This window comes from Fulvivirga sp. M361 (assembly GCF_007097395.1).
Classification (GTDB): domain Bacteria; phylum Bacteroidota; class Bacteroidia; order Cytophagales; family Cyclobacteriaceae; genus Fulvivirga.
The window spans coordinates 1-24592 of record NZ_VKDC01000007.1; the positions used below are offsets into that span (position 1 = coordinate 1).

Genomic DNA, 24592 nt, shown 5'->3' on the forward strand with positions numbered 1-24592 from the left:
CAAAACGAAGGCCTGTCCAGGCCACTTGACTCCCACTCCTTCATCAACTCAAACATCTTAGATTCCTTGCTCATCGCTCTTTTTGTGAACAAAAATCACTATTCAGAAAGCATACAGCAATACGCCCAACACCGAAGGGATACCATACAACATTGAAACCGGGTTAGTTTCATCAATAAAAGCTCATTAACACTGAAATTACCCTCTCTCTGGTAATCCATGGTAGTACCGCCTAAGCAAAACAGCGTAGCAGAAATTACGCTTTTTAGCTCTTATATAGCCATTGCCCATGGCCTAACTTTGTATTGTTGATTTGAAAGAAACGAAACAGAGAGTAAGATGAAAAATATATTAATAGTAGCTGCCCTGATGATAGTAAGTGTAAGTTCCGCTAAAGCGAATATCAATGGAGATAGTACTGTTACAGCGCAAACAGCTGTAAATTACTTTCAGGCAGAGACCAATGAAAACACAGTTACTTTAACATGGGAAATTACAGGTACAGATAAGACTCTAAAGGTAGGGATCAATATAATGAACTTAGCAGGCGAAATGGTATATCAAGCTAAAACCAATGGTTATTCATCTACGGTAACCCTTGATGATAGTATAAAGCCTGGAATATATATGGCACAGATTAGTGCCGGAAACATTCAAAGAACGAAACGGTTAGTGATCCGATAAAGATAAAGTTGATTTTGTGGAGAAGGGATAAAAGCCTGGTCGTTGTTTCGGCCGGGCTTTTTTCATAATGGATCTATCTCACTCTCCTGAAAATAAAATGGCAATACCGTAAACCTGCTACCTTTAGTAAGTTTAATCATGTAGTTCCACTAACCCAAGGTCTGTAATCGAATGGATTGAGATGATATGAAAGAAATTTTTTAAGAAAAGTTTATTGGTCTTTGTAATGTGTACACGATTTTTCTGATTCTTTTTCTAAATTCAGCACGTTTTAAATTGAAAGTTTAGCCTAAGGCAAAAAGGACCTGCCAGACAGTTAAAATATGACACTTCATAAACATTATGTAACACATTACGAGCTCATGGGCTTTTAATTTTACATTATTTTCTACTTAGACTCAAGCCCACTTACTTTGTTCATCTCAAAAAACTTTGTCAAAATTCAAGCATTACTTTGATCCGAAAATCCACAGAACTCTTCCTTTTAGCCAGCTTACTTTTACCCGGTTTTATACCTAAAGCCCTTGCCCAAACTGAACATATTGCACAATACTACAACCGACTGCAAAAAGAAAGTAAGCGTGAACCTCAAACCATCCGCTTTGTGGAAGGATCTGTGGGTTTGGTAGATGATCATACCAAGCTATCACAGATACTTTTACTGCGGCATGGTGAACCCGCCCTTGATAAGAAAGGAAGGCGACGACAAGAGGCTATTAAGTACATACACGATTACGATTCGGTCGGGGTCTATTCACCCGGATACATTCCGGTGAAACTTCTATCTGATGAACTTCAAGTCATTCATACCAGTACTATTGCCCGGTCTATATCTACGGCAAGACTGGTATTTAATCAGGAGGATATACAGCGGCCTGACGCTCTGTTTCGAGAATTTGAACGGAAAATTTTCTCCTTTCCTAATATCAAACTTCCACTCAGTTGGTGGCTTACAGGCTCACGACTATTATGGTTTATGGGCTTCAATAAGAAAGGAATAGAAAGCTTTTCACAGGCAAAAGCAAGGGCCAAATCAGCAGCTCTCTTCCTTGAAAAAGATGCACTTGAAAATGGAAAGACCCTATTGGTTTCACATGGCTTGTTAAACCATTACCTCGTTAAGTACCTAAAGAAAAATGGATGGGAGGAGGTATATGACGGAGGTAAAGGCTACCTATCTCAGAAATTGCTCATTAGATATGAAGATTGATTGTCCGGGCCTTCTTTGAAAATTACAACTACCGGAAAGTCCAATTTCAATAAAACAAGCCACATTTGGCAAATTGTGGAAAATACATTGTCCTTTCACTGAATCGTTTTTCTATTTCATTCACTAACCCTTACGGTTTTTAAAACTTATGTAGTCTCATTTTGATGATCAGGCCCCAGGCTGCTGATTGAAAAGACGCTGCTCCAGATCAATAGCTTTCGGCACAAGCACTTCATTCTCTATTTTAGCATGTATGGTCAGGTCAAGATCAAAAAGCTCCAAACGGGTGAGTAATACATTTAGCGCCAGGTGATCAGAAAATTGTGTGCGTTCCTTTTTCAAAACTCCGATGAGTGACCTCAACTGCATTTCTACATGATCATCATGATCCAGGGCATAATTGATCAACTCAACTTTTCTTCGAAAATCATACTGAGTATTTTTACCATGCCTTAGTAAAATGAGGGCATCGACGTATGGAAACAAGTGTTGTTCCTCTTCATTAATATGCTCAGCTAATTCCTTGCAAATCCTCTCAAAAAAATGTGATAATAAGGATACCCAATAGGTTTTATGGGATATCTTAAAATCCAATTGATGAATAGCCATATTTATTTCAGCCAATCGTCTGGTAAGGTAGAATGTATGGGTTCTCCTCAAATAGTCTAAAATTACGGGCAGATCAAATTGTTGGAATAGTGATGCTTTAAAGCATCCCGGTGACTGAAATACGTCACTGACCATTTGATAAAAATGATGATCTATGCCCGTTGGCAGGTCTATGTCAGAGTGGGGATATCGCTGTTTAACAAGTAACTGCGTATTAATGATGGTTTCTAGCATAAGTGTAAGATTTAATAGAACGGTGCTTTAATTAACAAATTTCAGGGAAAGGACACTCAAAGATACATTCTGCCTTCGAAAAATGTGTAAAGCGGGTCCATGATCTTCAAACATATAACTGTAAATAATCTCAAATACTTCATAAAGGGTAGTTGCTTCACGGACCAGGCCATTCAAAGCATATACATCACCATTGGTAAGGCAAATAGCCTTATGAATCGATCCGTTTTTGGTGCTATGTATTTGTATTTGAGCAGGTAGCATCATTTTTTCCTCGTCATTATCTCACCTTTAAAACCTTGACATGGATATAGCAAAAGCAAGATTTACAGCATTAAACGAGCCTGATAACAACGTTATTTAGGATTTTTCTAAACAATGTAAAGATGCTTTATACCACCTAATCAGTCAATCGCTATATATAGCTATTTTGGCATAGCTACATATAAGATATTAAGAGGTTCCTATTGTGCATTAAGGCAACACTATCTCAATGGAGTACATCAAAAAATCGCAATGGGTGGATAACAAAAAAGGATCGAAAAATAACAACCGTGATTTTTACCACGGTAATTGACTTAAAGCGCGTTACCACAGATTACCGGAAAGGCAATAATTTCTGTATTCAATAAGGTACTTTATCCCGTTTTTACGACGAAGGTGAAAGAAAAGGGGCATTAAAAAAACAAAAAAGCCCGACCGATAATTCGACCAGGCTTTTATCCCTTCTCCACAAAATCAACTTTATCTTTATCGGATCACCAACCGCTTAGTTTTTTGAACGTTTCCTATACTAATCTGTGCCATGTATACTCCTGCCTCCGCTTTACCATCAAGTGCCAGTGTAGAGGCGTAACCCTTTGAAGTAGTTTCATATACCACTGTGCCTTCTAAATTGGTGATGTTAATCACTACTTCCTCAGTGCTGTCCGCGCTAGTGATTTCCCAGGTTAACGTAATAATGTTCTCATTTGCTTCAGCCTGAAAGTGCTCTACTGAAGTGGGTTGAGTCAAGCTGTTTACATTCGCTTTAACAGAAGTTAAACTTACTATCATCAGGGCGGCTACTATTAGTATATTTTTCATCTTACTCTCTGTTTCGTTTCTTTCAAATCAACAATACAAAGTTAGGGTACTGCGGATGGCTATATAAGAGCTAAAAAGCGTAATTTCTGCTACGTTGTTTTGCTTAGATCTCATTACCAGATATTACACGAAGGGTAGCATTTTCAGTATAAAAAAGCTTTTTCAGTAATCATATCCCTGGTTAAATATCACTCGAAGACGAATGAAAAACTCCAAAGAATCAGAAGCAATGAACTAAACTTCCACAGATGGAAAGGGTACTGGTGCGGCGCACTTTGATATCAAATATGCAGACACTCTTTTAGTTCAGATAGGAGAACGTTATATAATTATGTACGAATGGTGCGGGACATCGACTAGTTTGTAACTTTCTATTTCAAAAGGCAATACTTTCTTCAAAGCATTTATCAATGAAAGAAATTCTTAAAACAGAATTTGGGTTTCGTTCTCCTAAGATAAAAAGGATCAACGGATATGATAATGTCAATTATTGCATTAGAGAAAAGTCGGATCAGTTTATATTCAAAACCTATACTTATAATGATGAGCTTCTGACTATACTTAACGCAGAAAACGAAGCACTTTTGCATCTCCAGGAAAAGGATAATGATACGTTCCCCAGGCCAATTCCTTTTCGAAACGGTGATTTCATCAAAACACTGGATTTAGATGGCAAAAAAACAATATGCAGAATGCTCTCCTTCCTTGAGGGAGAATTTTCCGGCGACCAAAAACCAATAGCCGAGCTGTATCGATCTTTTGGAAGTTTCCTTGCAGAGATGGATGTAAAATTTCAAACATTCGACAACTATATCATCAGAGCAAGGCAATGGGAATGGGACATCCAATACTTGCACCTCAACAAAAAATACCTTGAGGATATTCCAGATCCGCATGACAGGAACATTGTCAGCTACTTTTTTCTTCAATTTGAAGAAATTGTGATTCCGGTATTGCCTGGTTTGAGAAAACAAATTATTCACAATGACGCCAATGAATGGAATGTACTGGTGAATGATGGGAAGGTTTCGGGAATCATCGATTTTGGTGATTTGGCCTATACACCTTTAATCAATGAATTGGCAGTGGCCATTGTATACGCTTGCTATGACAAAGAAGATCCCCTGAAGTGGATTCCTGTTATACTAAAATCATACCATGACACGCTGCCACTAGAGCAAAAGGAACTAAACATTTTATATTATCTAATAGCAGCCAGACTTTGTATTAGCGTATGCAATTCAGCCCATGCAAAGAAGACTGACCCTGACAATACCTACGCCACAGTCAGTGAGAAATATGCCTGGAAAATGCTACACAAATGGCTAGAGGTCAACCCGCGAAGTGCAGAAAATTTATTCAGAGAAACTGTTGGCATACCTGTCCGTCCTCAACGATCAGCAAGTGAAGAAATCCAAAAGAGGCATCAGCATTTAAGTCCAATTCTGTCCTTGAGCTATTCACAACCAATCTTTATGGATCGTGCTGCATTTCAATACATGTATGATACCCATGGGAATACTTTTCTTGATGCCTACAATAACATTCCCCATGTCGGACATTCTCACCCCAGGATAGTAGAAGCTGGACAAAGACAACTAGCGCGGTTGAACACCAATACCCGCTACCTGTACAATTTACTGTCAGAATACGCAGAAAAACTATTGTCTAAATTCCCCAAACCTCTCAAAAAAATCTATTTTGTTAACTCAGGAAGTGCGGCAACAGACCTGGCGATGCGTATGGTTTATGCGCGTACTCAACACAGGAAAACAATGGTTTTGGAGCATGGTTATCATGGAAATACACAGATGGCCATCGACATTAGTGACTATAAGTTCAGTAACCCAAAAGGTCAGGGTCAAAAAGACTATATCATTAAGATACCAATTCCAGATACATATAGGGGCAAATACACTGATGAATATGCCGGTCAATATTATGCCACTGAAGCCGTTGAACAAATCGAACATGCCAATTCACCCATTGCAGCATTTATTGCAGAACCTATTGTCGGGTGTGGGGGGCAGATTCCATTGGCAGATGGATACTTGAAAGGAATCTATCCAGCTATTAGAAAGCAAGGAGGAATTTGTATTAGTGATGAAGTACAAACAGGCTTTGGGCGCCTGGGTGGTTGTTACTGGGGATTCGAAGCTCAAGAGGTGATCCCTGATCTGGTTATTATTGGAAAACCCATGGGCAATGGGCATCCTATAGGCGCAGTCGTTACAACAGATGAAATAGCAGAGTCTTTTAGCAAAGGGGTTGAGTTTTTTAGTTCATTTGGAGGTAACCCTGTTTCATGTGCTATCGGGTTGGCTGTATTGGAAGTCATCGAAGAAGAAAGGTTACAAGAGAATGCAAAATACGTGGGAGCGTATTATAAATCGCTATTCATGGAGCTTCAAAAGAAGTATGATTGCATTGGAGATGTCAGAGGATCAGGGTTATTTTTAGGTGTGGACATAGTGGAAGAAGGAACCCGGAAAACGGATAGAAAATTAGCCGGTCACATCAAAAACGAACTGCGACAGAAACACATCCTGATCAGCACAGATGGGCCAGATGATAACGTGCTAAAAACAAAACCACCCTTGTGCTTTACCAGGGAAAATGCCGAAGAAGTAATAGAGGCAATTGGTGACGTATTAAAAACCAGAAAAGAATGAAGAAACTCGGTTTAATTGGTGGCACATCATGGCATTCTACTATTGAATATTATCGAAATATCAATCAGCTCGTAAACGATCATTTTGGAGATAATACCAATCCACCACTAATGGTTTATACTCTAAACCAATTCCAAATACATAGATATCAAATAGAAAATAATTGGAGGGCCATTGCCCGGTCTATAATAGAAGCAGCCTGGAGCCTTGAACGAGCAGGAGTGGAAGCTGTCATGTTTTGTGCTAATACACCACATAAGGTCTACGAGGTAGTAGAAGAAAAAGTAACTGTACCCATCATACATATTGCTGATGCCACCGCTCAGGAAATTAAGTCCAGAGACATAAATAAGGTTTGTTTTATTGGTACACGGTTCACTATGGAAGAGACTTTTCTTATCGGTAGAATTTCCAAATATGATATAGAGGTACAGATACCTGAAGAAAAGGTTGTAATTGAAGAATTGCACCGGATCATTCAAAAAGAACTGACCTATGGAGTGGTCCACAAACCATCAAAACAATATGTGATGGATACGTTAAAATCAATGATCGATAATGGGGCCGAAGGTGTCATTTTAGGCTGTACTGAATTTCCACTAATGATTTCCAATGAAGATTTAACCTTCCCTATTTTTAACACGACAGAGATTCATTCAAGGGCGGCCACCCATTTTATTTTGAGTTCGAATTAAACCAAGACGTATGGAACATTATGAAATTAGCAAAACCGATTTGTTGGCTATTGAAAGAACAAGATTGGCCAACGAACGTACATCTTTGGCCTATTTTAGGTCTTTTATAGTTTTTTTGAGTTCAGGGTTTGTCATTCTCAAAATAGAGGTTTTAAGCAACCTTCAGGTATTGGGTATCTCTTTTATTGTGATAGCTTTTATTTTTCTAATCGTTGGAATAGCACGGTTTCTCTACGTCAAGAAGAAGATTAAAAAATTCTATAAGTATAAATAGAAGTACATCTCTGAAAAACACTCCGGTATAATGCCTACTCAACGTACTTTTCCCTCAAAGGTATTTGACATAGAGTTATTTACTCAAATACGATTGTAACTCCCTGGAATTAGGCTAACATATTTCAACTGTACTTTTAAAGTTAGATTTCTCTACCAACAATTCTACACGGCTGCCTATTCCAAAATCATATGAGGTGCTAATCAAATGGCCAATTAGGACAAAATTTTGAGTATCCACCGGCAATGACTTCAGGCTCCTCCTGTGGATTATCCGATTAGGGCAAATGGGCTCATGTTGGAGAAGAAGGTGGTGCCCAAAAAAAGGTATATTTCTTAAAAGAAACTGGAAAAATATTGGGGTAATAAGGAGATCCATTCCAATGGAAAATGGATTTCTGTACCTGCACTATGAGAAATTATCTATGTATGAACGGATAGGAGATTAGTTTTTATCTCCAAAAATTTCACAATTTGTATTATCTTAAACAACGTCGTTAGTAAAGAATAAGTCCAATAAAATATCACACCCATTAGCATGGTCTAGTGTACTGTTTTTTACTTTTACCTGGAGCCATTTTTTTTTGGCAAATTGTCAAACTACTCTTCGACAAAAGAGAACAACACCTCATTTAATGCTATTAAAAAAATGTCTGCCGGGGAAAAGATCGCACAACTGCAAGGCATTTGGATGAAGGACTGGCTGGAAGGCAGAATATTATCCCTGGATTTATGCCGGAAGAAAATACTTCATGGTATCGGTCATTTCAGGCAGTTTGCAGGATCCACTGATTTACATCCAACCGAACTAAAGAAAGTGATCAGTGATATTCAACAATACCTGATCCACGAAGCACCAAGCGGAATACCAGCCTTATTTAGCGATGAAGCGATATGTGGCTTTTCGGCTAAGGGAGCCATTACACTTCCACAACAAATTGGAATGGGCTTCACCTGGAAAGTGGGTCTATTACGAGAAAATACGGAGATGACGGCCGAGCGCATGACCAAAGTTGAAGCAAGTTTGGTCCAAGTATAAATATGCCAGTTCCGAAAAAGAAGCTGGCGTAAAATGCTTGAATGCAGGTTTAGATGTTGAATTACTTTCAGGCAGATACTTATGAGAATATCGTTACACTAGCATAGGAGATCACCGGTACGAACAGCAATGAAAAGGTAGGGATCAACGTGGTGAATTTAGACGGCAAAGTGGTATACAAAGCTACCGCAAGCAATTATTCTTCTACTATTACGGTCGGTAGCAAAGTGTAGCCAGGCATGTACGTAGCCTGAATAAGTAGAAGAGAAAAATAGTATGAAAATCCAGCCAGGCCGGACATCGAACTCATCTGTTTTTACATTTTTTTTAATCCGAATTCTCTGCTTCTGACTGCGTTGGATTATGGAGAAGGTCAATCAAACCACACTCCTATCCTTCTCCTATCAAATCAGGATTACTAAACTCTTAAAAGGGAAATCATAGGAATATGTAATCGATTACATATTATTACTTATATTTGTAATCGATTACATAAAATACCAGTAATGGATTATTTAAAAAGCTTGCAACTAATAGGCGTAACAGCACGAATTAAACGTATTAGCGACAAACTAATGCATGATGCCCGACGAGTATATGATTACCTGGATTTACCTATTGAACCTAACTGGCACCTTGTCTTTTTGCTGTTAAAGGAAGAAAAACAACTTTCTGTAACTGAAATCTCCGGAGCATTGAAGTTTTCCCACCCTGCCATTATCAACATCATTAAAAAAATGAAAGCCTCAGGCTATGTAACCAGTACGACAGACCCTAAGGATTCCCGAAAACAAATCGTACAACTTACTGAAAAGGCAAGAAAGGAGTTGCCCAACCTGGAAGCTGAATGGGACAAAATAAAAATAGCTGTAGGCGCTATTTTCAACGATGAATTTTTAGAGCAGTTGGTTGAAGTTGAAGAGAACATGACCGAAAGTGATTTGCTTGACAGAGTGATCGAAATTAAAGCCAAAAGGAATGAATAACAGCGTCTTTAGCCTTAAAAACTGTATCGAAATTCTACACAGTACACCTGCAGTGCTTGCAGCATTACTAAAGGGGAAAAGTGACATATGGACCATGAAAAATGAAGGGGAGAACACCTGGAGTCCAATCATGGTACTGAATCATTTGGTCCTGGCCGAACGAGATAATTGGATACCCAGAATAGAAATCATTCTTTCAGACAGTATTGATAAGACTTACAAAACATTTGAAAGGCAAAGCGAGACATTTGAAAAAAAATCAATGGATGAATTGTTAAGAGAGTTTAGCACTATAAGGGCTGAAAACTTAAACATCCTGAATTCAAAAAGAATTTCAAATGATGACCTGAATAAAACAGCGGTACATCCAGCCTTTGGAAAAGTCACATTGAGCCAGCAAATAAGCACATGGAGTTTGCATGACTTAGGACATATAGCTCAAATATGCAGGGTCATGGCCTTTCAATATAAAAATGAAATAGGCCCCTGGAGTGAATACTTATCCATCGTAAAACACACATAATTATGGAAGAGATACTGAGTATCCCATATCACGTGGAAAATACCACCCTGAATGATCTGGATTTTGTATGCTGGCTATATGATGAGGCCATCAAGTACCAGAAAAAAAACAACTATTTCGGCTGGCAAGAAATGGATAGAGAATATTTGCAAAAAGAAATTGAGCGTAAACTCCATTATAAAATAGTACAAGATGGTACTGTCATCTGTGCATTTGGTGTTGTTTTTTCAGACCCCTTGATATGGAGAGAAATGGACCAAGGGAGGTCCATCTACCTACACAGAATTGTTGTTAACCCAAATTTTAAAGGTCAAAAGCAATTTGCCAAAGTGTTGCAGTGGGCCATTAATTATTCGGCTGCCAATGGTTTGAACTCTATCAGAATGGATACCTGGACGGCTAATCCATCCATCATAGATTTCTATAAAGAATATGGTTTTCAATTTGTTGAAGAGTTTAAAACCGGAAATGCTGAAGACTTGCCCGTGCAACATAGAAATTTGGATGTGACATTATTAGAATATTCAATAAAATAATTATGGAAATAACCAATGTAGATAACTTTTTACGCTATTACGAAAAAGTAAAGAAAAGGACGCAAAGGTTGTTCCATTGTATCCCTGAAGATAAAATAGAATGGACTTATCAAGAAGGTAAATTTACAATGGGAGATGTAATAAGGCATTTGGCCAATCTTGAACGTTATATGTTTGCAGAAAATGTTCAATTCAAAGAAAGTAAATATGCAGGCTGTGGAATTGAATATGCTAACGGACTTGAAAATGTATTAAAATACTACAATAAAAAGTACCAGGAATCTATCCACATATTTTCACAATTATCTGATACAGATCTATTAAAAAAATGCCAAACGCCCGGAGGCATTGAAATATCAGTATGGAAATGGTTACGAGCCATGGTAGAGCATGAAATACACCATAGAGGTCAACTCTATTTGTATTTAGCTATGATGGGTATAAAAACACCTCCGATGTATGGATTAACCTCTGAAGAAGTCATTCAAAATAGCGTAAACTAACAGAATCATGGTAGATATTTTCGGCTACCTTGCTGTTGGGATCGGTTTGTTTGCTGTTACTAAAAAAAGCTTACTATCTTTCAGGTTATGGCATGTTGTGTCCTGCTTATGCTATATGGTTTATGGTATATTAAACCCTGCGTATCCTATATTGGTGTCCGGAGCTTTGTTTATCGTAATTCATCTGTATCGCTTGAATAAAATCAAACCATTTAGGAACAATAAAAATACACCACAGCGAGGGTAATCGTTGCACAGCCCAAAAAAAGATAACCTTAAGCTATAGAAAGATTAAAGTACCTACTACTTACCATTTTAACTTCATTATAGAGAGTTTGACCATTTTGGGGAGCTTGTATCTCATTAAAACACCCAATAATTGTTCAAAAAAGTATAAAGTCCAATGGAGTCATTTTGACTATTGTTACGGTCTGTTTAAAGGTAAACTTCCGGTATGAGGTCCAATGTTCGAACAGGAACGCATTATGCTTTGCTACATGCACTCCGGAGGGGCCGTATAGCGGGTATTCGTAAAAACGTTAAGCCCCACGCTCTTCGGCATTCATATGCCACCCATTTATTGGAACAAGGTATCGGTCTACAAAGCATACAAATACTAATGGGATATAATAGCCTAACTATCACTGAAATTTACACGCACATGGCCAACACGGCTGTGAACACCATAAAAAAATCCATTAGATTAGCCCGATTAATAAAAAAATAACAACCACCTAGGTTTTCTTAGCTGAGTGTTCTGCTCAAATAGGAAGAATACAAAAACAGTATTAACAACAATTTTAATTAGTTGACTAAATTTTCAATACCAGAAAATAGGAACATGAAAATTACGACGTTACTAGCACTAATTTGTTTTTTCAGCAATCCCCTCTTATCTCAACATTCAATCGATTCCCAAGCTGACCGCTTACATCAGTATTTCGGGCATTGGGTGAGCAGTGTCCATGCAAATACGGATAGCATTGGTACATTCCCCTATATTAAAATGAATAACACCTCAAAAATAGACAATAACTCTATGCACGTAGAAGTGCTTCAATATCAAAACGAAAAATACAATCCCTTGCTCACAGAATTGATTTGCTATGATTCAAAAAGTGAACAAATTATTGCTTTAGGACAAAATACCGAAGGTGTTGTTTTCAAAGGAACAGGAGGGTTTTCCAATGAAAACAAATGGGAAATGCAGGATGTCGATATGTTAGATGACTTTTACATGCAGGTCAAATTTGATTTTCAAGGTTTAACTAATGTATTGGTAGAAGGATTTGATGAATCAGGCAAAAGTCTTTGGAAAACCCGGTACATCAAGTCTAATCCAAAGGATAAAAACATCGGCATTCAATTGGTTTCCGTCCATCAGGAAATGTTGAAAGACCCAGTAGCAACCCTACAGGAATTGGGTAGAATGGGCTACAGTTATGTGGAGACTTTTGTTTATAATAATGGCACATTTTACGGAATGTCACCTAATGAATTTCGCGAAGTAGTAGAAGCCCAAGATATGCAATTTTTAGGTTCAATGACCTTTCACAACCTTCCTACCCCTAACTATTGGGAAAGCTCTATGCAATGGTGGTCTAAGTGTATCGACGACCACTTGGCAGCAGGTGTAGAATATTTGACAACCTCCAACAATCAACTCAAATCCATAACAACCACAGCTGAATTGCAACGCTATTGCGATTATTATAATGCCATTGGAAAATTATGCAAAGAGAAAGGTCTGACCTTTGCCTTTCATAATCATGCAGATGAATTTGGAATGGTCGAAGATGTTCGGATATATGATTATTTTTTGGAAAATACCGACCCTGAATATGTTCACTTTCAAGCTGACATTTATTGGATGGATGTTGGAGAAGTAAACCCTGTGGACTATTTCCAAAAACATCCAAAGCGATTTTTAAGTTGGCATATCAAGGATTATAAAGAATTGGGTGCAAGCGGGAAAATCAATTGGATGGAATTATTTCATCACCCCGATTTTGAAGTGCCAGAATATATGGTGGCCGAGGTAGAAGATTATTCTTATCCGTCGTTGTACAGCGTTCAGTTGGCTTGGGAATATTTATACTATGAAATATTAGATTAGACATTTTCGCAAAACTCTGTTTAAAACAAATAAAAATTCAGCGGAACATTGTATATGAAGGTCATGCCCGGCAAAAGCTGGTCCCCTTTCAAGATATTCATCATAACTAAAAAATCATAGACACCCTCCGGAATGGCAATGCTTTTTAGCAGGACCGTTGGGCTCCACTGGGCTGGTAGCAAATTTCATATGAGTATTCCTGAACAACTTCGAAGAATTGTAAAAGCCGTACCCGCATTTATCTGGAAATGCAGTGGAAGTGATTTATTCTAATGGTAACCTGGTTTTGGCGTAGCTAACTTCTCCATTATTATGTCGTTGGATTTATTGTCAATTGGCATAATACAACTCAAACCAGCCTCTTATTCCTAAATGCAATCCCAGAGCCGGATTTTAAGTATTTCTCAAAATTATAAGCCTTATTTCTATCACTAAAAGCGGTATAAGTAATCAATTCTACAGGTAGCCTCTCCCTTGTATATTTGACCTGACCTTGACCATGCCTTTTAATTCTTTCATCCAAATTACTGGTACAACCTGTGTAATACGTGTTATCACTGCATTTCAAAAAATATACATACCACATAAACGAGCTTTTATTTAAAAAAACAAGAATCGAAAATGTAGTGGACGTGTCCACTGAAACCCGAAGAAGCTTTAGCAGTGGAAGGGCAAAGCCCAACTACGCTAAAGCTTCGTAGGGTGAAAGTGGAGCCGGAGAGATTCGAACTCTCGTCCAGAGAAGGCAACTATCGTATCTTCTACATGCTTAGCTATGCTTTAGGTTTTCGAATAAAGCCAGGTAGATAGCGACCAAACTTTATCTTAGTTGCGATAAATTTCACACGGACATCACAACCCTGCCAGCGCTAGTACTGTTTATCGACACTCCAGATCAAAACCTACAATACAAAGGTTTTGGAGAGTGTGGCCAGGAACCAGTCTAACTGGTTAACCTTTTAAGCCTGCTATCTCAACAATTAGTTAAGATTAGGCAGCCATGGCGTATTGATTTTCGCCAAGTAAATTGTGAGATTATCTTTCAAGGCTCTCACCTCACGAGCCTGCATGCTTACACACGTAATCACTCATCCTGTCGAAACCGGTCGGCCCCATAGTATGTGGTAACCTTTAAGTATTTCAAAAAGAAACCTTGCGATTAACGGGTATTTCAAGACTGCAAATATAGTGCGAATTAACTTTCAGATACAAATAGATGTCATAATGTCTGTTTTGACCCAATAGATCAACTTAAGTAACTTCGCGGCTATGAAATATTTTTGTTTGATCGTGTCACTTTTTGCCGGTTGCCAATTCGTCAGTGCCCAAATATTAAAAGTGGATAAGGGAAGTATAGATTCGGATTCCTCACAGTATTTTTTGGGAAGTGTTAATATGGATTTTAATATTAACAACCGAAGCACCACCGTTGATCAGGAAGTAACTTTCAAAGGGTTAAGTGCACACGCTGATCTTGTATATGTTGCCGAACAGCATGCTTACATGCTGATCAACACCATCAATTATTTTACCTCTACCGGCGGGCCGTTGATTAGCACCGGCTATGCTCATTTTCGCATTAACTTTCTTAGGCGAAGAAAACTGTCTTACGAAACCTTCACACAAGTACAATACGATGATGGCAGGAATATGCCATTTCGCTTTTTACAGGGGGGCGGTATCAGGATTTCCCTGTCAAGAGAAGACAAGGTGAAATTTCACCTTGGTATCGGAGGCATGTGGGAAACAGAACGGTGGAAATCACTCAGTGTCGAAAACGGAGAAATAGAAAAAGAGATCTGGAAAACGTCTAACTATATCAGCGGACAGTTTAACATTAATGAACTGGTGGACCTACACCTGATCACTTATTATCAGGGTGGAAATGACGTGGACTCCGACCTTTTCCGCAATAGGGTCAGCGGGGATGTGGTATTTAAAGTAAAGCTTACCGATAAGCTTTCATTTCTTACCAATTTCACTTTACAATATGAAGATCGGCCCATTATCCCTATTAATAATATGGTGTACTCATTGACAAATGGGTTAAAATGGGATTTCTAAAAGATTAACCTTAGAATGGGTTATTGGATGGGAGCCTTATAAAAAAGAGGCTGCCTTTTAGCAAGACAGCCTCTTTTTACCTGTATTTATTTAACGACTTACTGCTTGATAAGCAAGCTTGAAGATCTTAAAGAATTATCTTCCGCAAGGATCGTTAGTGTATAAGTACCGTCTGCCAGATTTTGAGTATGTATCTGGGTATCTATCTTACCAAACGTAGACTCAACGGTTCCTCGGAATACTTCTGTACCGAACAGGTCGTGTACTATCATTTCATAACGACCATCTTCCTCTACTTCCATACTCACGTCAATTTTGTCTACAAACGGATTAGGGAAAGTGATAATCGTACTTTCCACTTCCTCGTCGGGAACATTGTTTTCAGAGAAGCTAAGTGAGAAAGGCGACGCCTGTGAAGAATGCGCATTAATACATGCAATACCATCCACATCAAACCCGTCAGCATTCGGACCAAAGTCCTCGGGATTAGAAGTATCTACCACTTTCACATAAGAAATATCCATCAACCCGGCTGAAGCGATGTCAAACTCCGTGTCTTTACAGGCTTGACCTACAAAGAAGAATTTTTCACCATCCCGTGATACAAAAACGTCTGCCGTTTCAGGGTAGCTGTCACATGAACGGTTAGCATCACGGAACGACGTTTCGATAAGTAAGAAGTCATTTCCGGGCTGATCGAACACGGTATTGTTAAGTGCAATGACTACAGAACCACCGAAACCCAGTGAGACAAAGTTAAATCCGTCTCCCTGTTCAGGCGTTCCTATGGCATTCGTGGCATTACTACGCTTGCCCGATATCGCCCGGCCGTCATTTCGCTTGCCCTGATCAAATGCAATAAGCTCTCCACCGTTACAGGCGTTATTGATATCACACATTTCTCCGCTGGAAGCTTTTACTACCTCTTGCAGTTCACCATTTGCGTCTAACCACTTTATCTTGGTAGTATTCGGACCTGACAATGCTTCGGTAAAAAAGAAAGTATCATCATTGGCAGCCACGTTGATCATGCCCATCTGAGTAGTCCCTACCACTTCCCAGTCGATCATTACCACAAATGGGTTAGGGTTTCTCACTCTCCACCTTCTGAATAGCTCAGGATTGTTAGAACAAACAGAAGTAAGGTTAAGGTCAGCGATCTCACATGGATTAAATGCAGACTCTTCTATGGTTTCCTTCGTATTATCATCTTCATCCAGCCATTTTAATTTGAGTGTATTTGGCCGGTCTGTCAATGTAGTACTGTAGAACATGTTCTCACCTGGCTGCAGAGTAATGCTATCCGACTCGGTAGAACCGATAATGAACCAAAAAGCGTCCCATTCAAATGTATTGGGGTTATTCACCTTCCAGACACGCTGTGCATCCGGATTATCAGAACATACGGATTCAAGCTCCATATCCAATACCACAAACTCCATTACGGTAAGATCTACGATCACCTCCGCTACCGGTTTGTTCGGATCATTGCTGTCTATCAAAATAGTTTCGATATAGCTTCCGGGCAACAGGCCAACAGCGCTTATATTCAGGCTCACATCTACATTGCTGCCGGGTGTGATGACCCCGGTGCCTCCGGAGAGTACGGATACAAAGTCAGGCGTTGAAGCGATGTTGTAGTCAAGATCACCGGCACCCAGGTTACTGATATTAAAGCCGCCTTCTGTTTCAAAGCCCTCAAATATGGAAAATTTCAATGTATCAGGAGCAATGGCTATGGTTGGAGGCTGAAGCACATCCAATATAGCCGGTACCGTCACTTCCGGGTTTCTCAGGTCATCGCTACAAATAACGAGATTTGCCCCATATCGCCCAGGCTGTATCATTGATGCATCAAATTTCACCTCAATGTCTACAGAAGAACCACCAGGTATCGTATCGGCTAGCTGACTAAGTGTTAAGCCTGTTACTCCAATAGAAACGTCATCAATTTGTGCATACCAGTCAAAATCACCCGTCAACGGATTGTAATAGCGCCATCTTACGATAAATGTTTCAGCGCCTGCCAGGTAGTCATCCAGTTGTATCGTTACCAGTTCTCCGGGAGTGCTGAAAAAAGCACCATGATCTTCGTTCCAGCTCAGCATGGTAGTCCATGAAGCACCTCCATCCACACTGATATCTGCATCCAGGAAGTCTCTGTTTGACAAGTTTTGATAATTGGCCAGGTATTCCAGTACCATGCCGGGTCCTGCCACCTCTAACTCAGGGGTCCAAAGCTCTGTATCGTATTCTGCTGTACCAAAAGCATCGCTACTGGCAGTAGCTGCTTCACCGGTACCTGTATAGTTACTTTCTCCATTAACAGCGGCAAAACCCCAAACTACACCCGTACCTTCATTGTCTACCACTTTCCAGCCTTCGGGAGCAAAAGTATCTCCCTCAAAATCTTCAAACAGTACGGTCAGCCTTCCGCTGTTGGCGCTCAATAAACCTTGTGGTGTTTCAGTACCGTCACTTTCCACCATACTATCCTCACTATCGGCCAGTTTATTCAGGATGCCCTCGTCATCCCTCCAGTCTTTCACAGGTAAAATGACCTTATCGATTGAAGATATAGCAGGCAATTCCAGGTCAGATTCGATATTGATCTTAAAGATCAGGTCAGCCTCACCTTCGTTAGCAATTGTCAACGTCTTCGATACCATTTCACCCTGGGGAATAGCTGCTTTGACAGAGTCCGGATTAACAGCAATTACCTGCGCATCAATCACAGTAAGTATAGTAGAAATTACAAACTCAGATGCGGTAGGATCATTATTTACTATAATCAGGTCCTCTTCATAAACTCCGCCTGTAAGGTTAGTCGCATCAAACGTAACTGCTACGTTCAGTGACTCACCTGCTGCCAGGGTAGCTACAGATGGCGATACGGATAAGCTTGGCTCAGGTATTCGACCATCCACTATCTGTAAATTGTCTATATCCATTACAGGACCTGAGATTTCCATAGCACCCAGAAGTACCACCTGCTCAATATCCCCGGTAAAACCTTCGCCTGTAAATACCTCTTCACCGTCAAAGTATACTGTAAACAGGCTGGTAGCTCTTTCTACCTCTATGCTTACTTCAAAGTACCCTTCTGGTATAGCTACGTCAATAGGGCGAAGCTCACCACCATTATCAGCTACCACACCACTTATTGTACCATCAGCGTTAAAGATCACACGTGTGACGACAAGTTCCGCAGTGTTAGATTGTGGTATGACCTGCCAGGTAGCCCCCAATCCATCAAGATCTATCCCTACCGACATGGAGGATATAGCATCCATACCAATACCAACTTCAGGTGTAAAGGCCAATGTCTGACCAAGGCCATCCGCTACAGATCGAATGTGCTGACTACCACTTAATGAATTCGTAGTATCAATGACCCAGTTAACAAACTGACCGGCCCAACCTTGCTGCCCATTGATATCCCCCGGACTGAAGGTATCAAAATTAGTGGCATACTGGATATCTGCAAATTCTACCGGTGGCTCTATGGCCATAGCACCTTGAATTTCAGGGAGCATGATAGCTGCGGAACTTATTAAATCCAGAGGTTCACCGTTGCTGAGTGTTTTATCTATTGACATGGTACGGACAGTAGAAGCTCCCGCAGCTACTGTACCTACATTTAAGAAGTTTTCTTTGAATTGAATGTTCAATGCACTCTCCCCTTCATTGCTGATGGTCAGCGATTGAGTATCTGACCTCCCCGCTACCAGCTCTTCAACGAGTAACGTTGTATCAGTTACTATTTTAGCAGCGTTCAACTCCTGCATACTTACCACTACACCTACTTCAGGGGTATTCAGGGCATTGCTGTTTACAATGATACCTGCTACGTAAAACCCGGGATCTACCACTGTAGGATCAAAGCGTAATTCAACTTCAGCCGTCTCTCCTACTTCTACGGTCCCGGATGTTTTATCTAGTGCCATCCACACTTCCGTGTTTTCAATGATCTCCACATCGTCAATCTGTGCATACCAGTTAAAATCCCCTGTATTAGGATCGTAGTAATGCCAACGGATAATAAACTCTTCAGCCCCTGCCAAAGCGTCGTCCAAAGGCATATTTACCTGCTCCCCTGGGAGACTCCTGAAAGCGCCATGATCCTCATTCCAGCTTAGTAAGGTCACCCATGTGGCCCCTCCATCTGTACTTATATCAAGGTCAAAGAAGTCCAGGTTCTGCAGGTTTTGATAGTTGACATTATATTTAAGGGTCAGATTTTCCCTACCTGCCACATTTATAACGGGCGTCCATAATTCTGCATCGTGTTCAGCTTCTCCAAACTCGTCACTGCTTACTGTGGCAGCTTCATCACTGCCGGCATAGTTACCCTCTCCGGCATCTGCAGCAAAACTCCATTCTACTCCTGTGCCTTCATTATCAATACGGGTCCATCCTTCAGGCGGAAATATCCCTCCTTCAAAATCCTCAGAAAATAACACATCTCCTATGGTGATAAGTCCCTGGTTAGGCAAGGGCACGTCATTAATAATAGAGCCTGCATTGTCTTTATTAAGCTTTGAGGTGACACGACTATCCATGAGTCGTTTTTCCGGGGCAGTCATCAAAGCCATTTTATCTGACATTTCCGTCGTGGATATTCCAATATCAGCGCCTATGACCGTTAAATTATAATCCAATACCTCTCCTCCGGTATTTTGTATCTCAACAATACGGGTAGACATAACATTGAAATCCACTACTTCCTGAACTACGGTAGGCTCTACCAGGATCGCAGGATCGCCGATAACATTCAAGGTTACCGGTACGATTACCGGATCATCATTCCCCTCATTGATGGTGGCTACAATATTGGTATTAAAAGTCCCAAAATCCTGATCCGTAGCATCAAAGGTAACATCAAGATCCACAGAAGAGCCGGCTGTGATTATACCCGTTAATGGTGTCACACTTACAAAAGGAGCACCTCGCTCCACTTCTCCGTCTAATATTTGAACATCATCTATATCGAGTATAGAGCCAGCTATTTCCATAGGTGATAATAACACCAGTTCTTCTATATTACCGGTAATAGCCGGGCCGCTGAAAACTTCTTCATCGTCAAAAGAAATGGTCATTTCCCGGGTAGCCCTTACAATCTCGATGTCGACTTTAAAATACCCATCCGGTATTGCCACTGGTATTGGAACAAACAAACTCCCATCTAATCCATCTGAAATCAAAACTTCTATACCTCCTGTGGCAGTAAAACGTAGCCTGGTGTTCACCAACTCTTCACTCGGCGACTGCGGTATAATCTCCCAGGTGGTTCCGGTGCCCTGCAGGCTTAACATGACCGAAAGGGAAGATACAGGATCCGTACCTATGGGAACAGAGGGTGAAAAAGCTAATGTTTGCCCAAGGCCATCGGAAAGGCTTCGCAACTGCTGTGAACCCTGTGCCGGATTGGTAGTTTCTATTACCCAGTTAGCGAACTGTCCTACCCAACCCTGCTGGCCATTGATATCGCCTTCGAGAAAATCTTCAAAACCCGTACCGTATTGTTCCGTAGACATCCTGCCAACAGTATTGTCCAATGGGATGGATCTGGATGAATTAGCATCTATAGGGACTCCGGTAAATGGTGAAGCTCTTTTAGCCACCGGTGTGGCAGCTTTTTCGGTTTTTAGCCTTACTTGCTTAATAGAAGAAGTCCCTACACCCCCGGCTTCATCTTCCAGGCTTATATCGAACGTTACATCTTCATCGGAAACGTTGGTCAAAGTCAACGTTTGTGTTGACGTTTCACCCTGTTCCAATTCTTCTGATAGCTCCAGGGGATCAGCTACAACCAGCTGCTCTGGCGCCTCAAAGAAACGCACGTCATCCATAGCCATATCTCCAAGGAAACCATCCGTAGCTACGGCTCCTCTAATACCTCTGAATACTACCTGCAAAGTATCCGAATAGCCCTCTAATGAAATGATTTGCAACAAATAAGGATCTTCCTGGGCTGTTTGTACAGGACCAGTTCGTGAAAACACATTGGTTGCCGTACCGTCTAATTCCACCACTTCTACTTCAAAAGAAACGATATCATCCCCAAATAAATGATACCAAAATTCAAAAGATGGTCGCTCCAGACCAGTAATCACTACGGGAGGAGTGATTAACTCCGTAGTATCGCCCACTACACCCCCGGAAGATTCCGTATAGACATAAAATCCATTGGGCGTACCCGTGGTATGATCTACCAAAGGTCCCGTAGCCCCATTAAAACCACCGGTTGGGGTTGGTCCATTTAGTACAGTCCATGTATAGGGTGGTGCAGCTGTTACCTGCCAGTCACGAGGGAAAGAGCCCGGGCCATCTTCGCCATTTTCAAAATTTTCAACATATGGAAACTCCGTAATCACTAATGGTGGTGGGTTTACCGTAACCGTAAAAGATTCATTTGCTTCATTAGCTGCCTCATCAGTGGCTGTTAGCGTAATCAATGCTTCACCAAATTCATCAGGATTATAGGTGAGTGTAAGTTCCGTACCACTCAGGGTAGCAGTGAGTAGTGTTGCATTATCATTTGATGCAGTAAGTGTAAGGCTGGATGGTGGGTCCAACGTTGACTCAAAAACATTCGCCAGGTCGAGAACAGTGGGTTCGCTATTGACATCCACTTCAAAATTAGCCACCGGGTTGGTCACAAGAATGGCTGGAGGAGTCACTTCGAAGTTTGCGGAATAAAGGCCATTTCCATGCGTCCCTAACACCACCAATCCATCAGAATCTCTTTTTCTGATCTGCTCGATAACTACGTTACCTATACCATCAGGGCTTTCCTGTGTCCAAACGGTAGAAGTTCCATCCAGCAGTTCAGTAGAATAAAGGCCGGTACTGGTAGCGGCAAAAAAGCGATCGTTAAACCCTACACGCGTTACCCAGCGCACAGAAGGGCCATTACCGGTTCCGTCTACATTTTCTTCCAGGTTACCGCTGATGTCGGTCCAGTTGCTTCCACCATCAATGGTTCGAAAAATACTGACGACCCCGTAATTTGAAAAGGATACAATGACGTCATTTCCATCACTTGGATTCACGTCAATACTGGTAATATTGCCCGATGGAAAATTTGATCCGGCTACCGAAACACCTGTCGGGTTACCTGTACTGGCGTTTTCTACTTTTATCAACTCACCTTCAGTAGAACCAAAATAAAGAATATTCGCAGGAAGAGTAGAAATACCGATCGCGGATACGCTTCCTGAAGGTAACGAAGCATTTGTTAATTGTGTCCATCCTACCACCGGAGTTGCATTAGGAAGGTCATCGTTTCTCCAAACAGAAGTACCTGCCGCCATGTACATGATCTCGTCATTATTAGGATCTAACTCAAACGGGTTGACGAACAGAAAGCCTGATGCTCCGTTAGGGGTTATAAAATCGAAGGTCAGGGGTGAGTCACTGTCTGCATCACTATATTCCTGACGGAATGTAGTGCCTCTCTGAAAAGATACATAGCGTAAAGTACCATCATCACTGAATGAATTATACGCACCATCTGCTCCGGCTACCTGCGTCCAGGGGTTTTCCGAACCTGTATTATTAATAAACCAGGTACTGTTATCCTGAAACCCAGCCTGTAATTGATCACCGGGGCCTATAGAAAGGGCATAAACCTGTGTGGTGAGATAGCCATTGTTCAAAGATGTCCAGGTAACGGATTCATTACCTTGGGGACCACCGGCATCAAAAGCCCGGATGTCATCCGTGATAGAGACACCTCCGTCATGACTTGAAATAACTTTATCGGGATTAGATGCAAAGAACTCCATGCCATGCTGATCGGGATGATGATTGGTGTAAACTCCAAAATCATTGGTTACCGCATAACCACCGACCCAATTGGTAGCATCTATACCGGTAGCAAAACCGTCAAATGAACGATAAATATTGGTACCACCAATGAAAACAATGTTTTCGTCATTTGGATGTACTCTTACAATCAGGTTATATCCTCCCTGCGGCTCAAAGTCGCCAACATTACCGCCAAGAGTGGGGATGTTAGCCGATCGATTTTCCCATACCCCTCCGGCTCCGGTTCCGTCACCGGAAACATAGGTATATTTCCAAAAGCTCATACCCACTGTACCCGAACCCGGAGTTACAGATAAAAGATATAATACATTTTCATTCCCTGGAGCAGTATGGATCACCGTCCGTCCGAAAGATGCCGGGAAAGCCGCCGGAGTAATGTTCGTCCAGGTACCTGCCGCTCCATCTGTAGATCGAAAAAGACCTCTATCAGCTGCATCACCACTTATGGTAGCATACAATACACCTGTTGAGGTGATATGAATATCCGTAGCATCTGCAAATTCACCGGGGATTACTTCTTCAAATGTAGCGCCTCCATCCGTGGAGCGATGTACTCCAACAAAAGAAGCTACATACAGATCACCATTCAAAGGATTGATATCCACTCCCAATATCAAATCAAAAGGATCATCACTGGAAAAAGTACCGGGAGTATTATTTTGTGTACTGGGAAGTACATTAAAAGTAAGTCCGCCGTCAGTAGATTTATAGACACCATTCCCTCCGTAGAATGCACCATTGTCACTGGCTGAGTTACCAGATAGCTCACCTGTACCATAATACCAGACATTCTCAAATCCCGGACGTGGGTCCTGAACGATATCTGTTATACTCGGGTGCTCCTGACCCGGGGTGATCTTAACCCAGTTCAGCCCCTGATCGGTAGATCTCCACAATCCTCCGGAAACGCCTCCTGCCAGAATGATATTTTCATCCGTTCGATCAATGGCCAAAGCCCTGGTCCTGCCACCTACATTAAATGGCCCCCGGTTCACCCAGGGCGTAGACTGATCACCTGCAGCGAATGCGGCCCTTGAAAAATTTGGTCTCTTAAATGAATTCTGCAGACCAGAGCGGCTGGATCTGACATAATTCAATTCTTTTTCACGAAATGCATCAGGAATTTTACCGGTGCCGGGGTTGGCTAAACGAGCAAAATCGTAGGCCGCACGAAGTGCAGGATTGTCCCACTTTCCGGTGACTCTCAAACCTGGATTGACCTGTTTCGCCAACTTCTTATAGTTGTACTTAACATTAGGCCTTAGCCTGGTACTGTTCTTTGTGTCAGAGATTTGTCCCACACTGATCAGCGGTAGGAACACCACTGCCAGTAACAAGATAAATCTCGTTCTGGTAACTGTTAGATTCATTGGATTTTGGTTTAGATTGTATATAATTATTATTGGTTATTCTTAATTGAGTTAGCAGGGGTATAAATACCCTTCCATACAGATAGGCAAATGGCGCCAAAGGCAATCCATAGCAGTAATTAATATTCAGGACAGTAGTATTTCCCGGACAGGAAATAC

The 24592-nt window shown here is 41.0% G+C and carries 18 protein-coding genes and 1 other RNA gene; 14 read left to right on the plus strand and 5 right to left on the minus strand.

Annotation, left to right across the window (positions count from 1 at the left end):
* Window positions 1-339 precede the first annotated feature (339 nt).
* Window positions 340-684, plus strand: a complete 345-nt coding sequence (locus tag FNH22_RS09295) for a T9SS type A sorting domain-containing protein (protein ID WP_143398094.1) — start codon at window positions 340-342, stop codon at window positions 682-684.
* A 454-nt stretch (window positions 685-1138) separates the two neighbouring features.
* On the plus strand, window positions 1139-1894 hold the full coding sequence (locus FNH22_RS09300) for a histidine phosphatase family protein (RefSeq protein WP_185154148.1): 756 nt from the start codon (window positions 1139-1141) through the stop codon (window positions 1892-1894).
* Window positions 1895-2062: 168 nt separating this feature from the next.
* On the opposite strand, the gene FNH22_RS09305 is transcribed toward FNH22_RS09300, so the two are convergent.
* Together FNH22_RS09305 and FNH22_RS09310 are read right to left on the minus strand one after the other, a co-directional pair.
* Window positions 2063-2737, minus strand: a complete 675-nt coding sequence (locus FNH22_RS09305; protein WP_143398096.1) for a hemerythrin domain-containing protein — start codon at window positions 2735-2737, stop codon at window positions 2063-2065.
* 750 nt (window positions 2738-3487) lie between these two features.
* A complete protein-coding gene (locus FNH22_RS09310; RefSeq protein WP_143398097.1) occupies window positions 3488-3823 on the minus strand; it encodes a T9SS type A sorting domain-containing protein in 336 nt (111 codons plus the stop codon).
* 410 nt (window positions 3824-4233) lie between these two features.
* On the opposite strand from FNH22_RS09310, the gene FNH22_RS09315 reads away from it, so the two are divergent.
* The 11 genes from FNH22_RS09315 to FNH22_RS09365 all read left to right on the plus strand — a co-directional run bounded on the left by FNH22_RS09315 (window position 4234) and on the right by FNH22_RS09365 (window position 13166).
* A complete protein-coding gene (locus tag FNH22_RS09315) occupies window positions 4234-6495 on the plus strand; it encodes an aminotransferase class III-fold pyridoxal phosphate-dependent enzyme (protein WP_143398098.1) in 2262 nt (753 codons plus the stop codon).
* Window positions 6492-7190 (plus strand): aspartate/glutamate racemase family protein, encoded by a 699-nt coding sequence (locus tag FNH22_RS09320; protein ID WP_143398099.1) that lies wholly within the window; start codon window positions 6492-6494, stop codon window positions 7188-7190. The genes FNH22_RS09315 and FNH22_RS09320 overlap by 4 nt, the downstream gene beginning before the upstream one ends.
* 10 nt (window positions 7191-7200) lie before the next feature.
* Window positions 7201-7464, plus strand: coding sequence for a DUF202 domain-containing protein (locus FNH22_RS09325; RefSeq protein ID WP_143398100.1), 264 nt, complete (start codon window positions 7201-7203; stop codon window positions 7462-7464).
* A gap of 648 nt (window positions 7465-8112) precedes the next feature.
* A complete protein-coding gene (locus FNH22_RS09330) occupies window positions 8113-8502 on the plus strand; it encodes a glycoside hydrolase family 3 N-terminal domain-containing protein (protein WP_143398101.1) in 390 nt (129 codons plus the stop codon).
* 506 nt (window positions 8503-9008) lie between these two features.
* Window positions 9009-9488 carry a MarR family winged helix-turn-helix transcriptional regulator gene (locus tag FNH22_RS09335; RefSeq protein ID WP_143398102.1) on the plus strand — a complete coding sequence of 160 codons (480 nt, stop codon included), beginning with the start codon at window positions 9009-9011 and terminating at the stop codon, window positions 9486-9488.
* Window positions 9481-10011 carry a DinB family protein gene (locus FNH22_RS09340; RefSeq protein ID WP_143398103.1) on the plus strand — a complete coding sequence of 177 codons (531 nt, stop codon included), beginning with the start codon at window positions 9481-9483 and terminating at the stop codon, window positions 10009-10011. Before FNH22_RS09335 ends, FNH22_RS09340 begins: the two co-directional genes overlap by 8 nt.
* Before the next feature lie 2 nt (window positions 10012-10013).
* Window positions 10014-10547 (plus strand): N-acetyltransferase, encoded by a 534-nt coding sequence (locus FNH22_RS09345; protein WP_143398104.1) that lies wholly within the window; start codon window positions 10014-10016, stop codon window positions 10545-10547.
* A gap of 2 nt (window positions 10548-10549) precedes the next feature.
* The gene (locus tag FNH22_RS09350; protein WP_143398105.1) at window positions 10550-11050 is read left to right on the plus strand and encodes a DinB family protein; all 501 of its coding nucleotides are present in this window, start codon (window positions 10550-10552) and stop codon (window positions 11048-11050) included.
* A gap of 7 nt (window positions 11051-11057) precedes the next feature.
* Entirely contained in the window at window positions 11058-11297 is a 240-nt protein-coding gene (locus FNH22_RS32885; RefSeq protein ID WP_143398106.1) for a YgjV family protein, read from the plus strand.
* Window positions 11298-11504: 207 nt separating this feature from the next.
* A complete protein-coding gene (locus FNH22_RS09360) occupies window positions 11505-11777 on the plus strand; it encodes a tyrosine-type recombinase/integrase (RefSeq protein ID WP_143398107.1) in 273 nt (90 codons plus the stop codon).
* Window positions 11778-12056: 279 nt separating this feature from the next.
* The gene (locus FNH22_RS09365; RefSeq protein ID WP_185154149.1) at window positions 12057-13166 is read left to right on the plus strand and encodes a sugar phosphate isomerase/epimerase; all 1110 of its coding nucleotides are present in this window, start codon (window positions 12057-12059) and stop codon (window positions 13164-13166) included.
* 349 nt (window positions 13167-13515) lie between these two features.
* Here FNH22_RS09365 and FNH22_RS32890 read toward each other — a convergent pair whose 3' ends face one another.
* Complete coding sequence (locus FNH22_RS32890) at window positions 13516-13752, minus strand: GIY-YIG nuclease family protein (RefSeq protein ID WP_143398109.1); 237 nt, start codon at window positions 13750-13752, stop codon at window positions 13516-13518.
* Window positions 13753-13872: 120 nt separating this feature from the next.
* Window positions 13873-14280: a transfer-messenger RNA gene (ssrA, locus tag FNH22_RS09375) on the minus strand.
* Window positions 14281-14435: 155 nt separating this feature from the next.
* Here ssrA and FNH22_RS09380 point away from each other — a divergent pair.
* Entirely contained in the window at window positions 14436-15230 is a 795-nt protein-coding gene (locus FNH22_RS09380) for a DUF481 domain-containing protein (RefSeq protein ID WP_143398110.1), read from the plus strand.
* A gap of 98 nt (window positions 15231-15328) precedes the next feature.
* Here FNH22_RS09380 and FNH22_RS09385 read toward each other — a convergent pair whose 3' ends face one another.
* On the minus strand, window positions 15329-24433 hold the full coding sequence (locus FNH22_RS09385; protein ID WP_143398111.1) for a choice-of-anchor J domain-containing protein: 9105 nt from the start codon (window positions 24431-24433) through the stop codon (window positions 15329-15331).
* Between the last annotated feature and the right edge of the window lie 159 nt (window positions 24434-24592).

Coding starts and splice junctions, on each gene's coding strand:
- FNH22_RS09305 (WP_143398096.1), bottom strand. CDS start 2,737: ATGCTAGAAACCATCATTAATACGCAGTTACTTGTTAAACAGCGATAT.
- FNH22_RS09335 (WP_143398102.1), top strand. CDS start 9,009: ATGGATTATTTAAAAAGCTTGCAACTAATAGGCGTAACAGCACGAATT.
- FNH22_RS09330 (WP_143398101.1), top strand. CDS start 8,113: ATGTCTGCCGGGGAAAAGATCGCACAACTGCAAGGCATTTGGATGAAG.
- FNH22_RS09340 (WP_143398103.1), top strand. CDS start 9,481: ATGAATAACAGCGTCTTTAGCCTTAAAAACTGTATCGAAATTCTACAC.
- FNH22_RS09295 (WP_143398094.1), top strand. CDS start 340: ATGAAAAATATATTAATAGTAGCTGCCCTGATGATAGTAAGTGTAAGT.
- FNH22_RS09380 (WP_143398110.1), top strand. CDS start 14,436: ATGAAATATTTTTGTTTGATCGTGTCACTTTTTGCCGGTTGCCAATTC.
- FNH22_RS09360 (WP_143398107.1), top strand. CDS start 11,505: ATGAGGTCCAATGTTCGAACAGGAACGCATTATGCTTTGCTACATGCA.
- FNH22_RS09365 (WP_185154149.1), top strand. CDS start 12,057: ATGAATAACACCTCAAAAATAGACAATAACTCTATGCACGTAGAAGTG.
- FNH22_RS09320 (WP_143398099.1), top strand. CDS start 6,492: ATGAAGAAACTCGGTTTAATTGGTGGCACATCATGGCATTCTACTATT.
- FNH22_RS32890 (WP_143398109.1), bottom strand. CDS start 13,752: ATGTGGTATGTATATTTTTTGAAATGCAGTGATAACACGTATTACACA.
- FNH22_RS09315 (WP_143398098.1), top strand. CDS start 4,234: ATGAAAGAAATTCTTAAAACAGAATTTGGGTTTCGTTCTCCTAAGATA.
- FNH22_RS09325 (WP_143398100.1), top strand. CDS start 7,201: ATGGAACATTATGAAATTAGCAAAACCGATTTGTTGGCTATTGAAAGA.
- FNH22_RS09310 (WP_143398097.1), bottom strand. CDS start 3,823: ATGAAAAATATACTAATAGTAGCCGCCCTGATGATAGTAAGTTTAACT.
- FNH22_RS32885 (WP_143398106.1), top strand. CDS start 11,058: ATGGTAGATATTTTCGGCTACCTTGCTGTTGGGATCGGTTTGTTTGCT.
- FNH22_RS09345 (WP_143398104.1), top strand. CDS start 10,014: ATGGAAGAGATACTGAGTATCCCATATCACGTGGAAAATACCACCCTG.
- FNH22_RS09385 (WP_143398111.1), bottom strand. CDS start 24,433: ATGAATCTAACAGTTACCAGAACGAGATTTATCTTGTTACTGGCAGTG.
- FNH22_RS09350 (WP_143398105.1), top strand. CDS start 10,550: ATGGAAATAACCAATGTAGATAACTTTTTACGCTATTACGAAAAAGTA.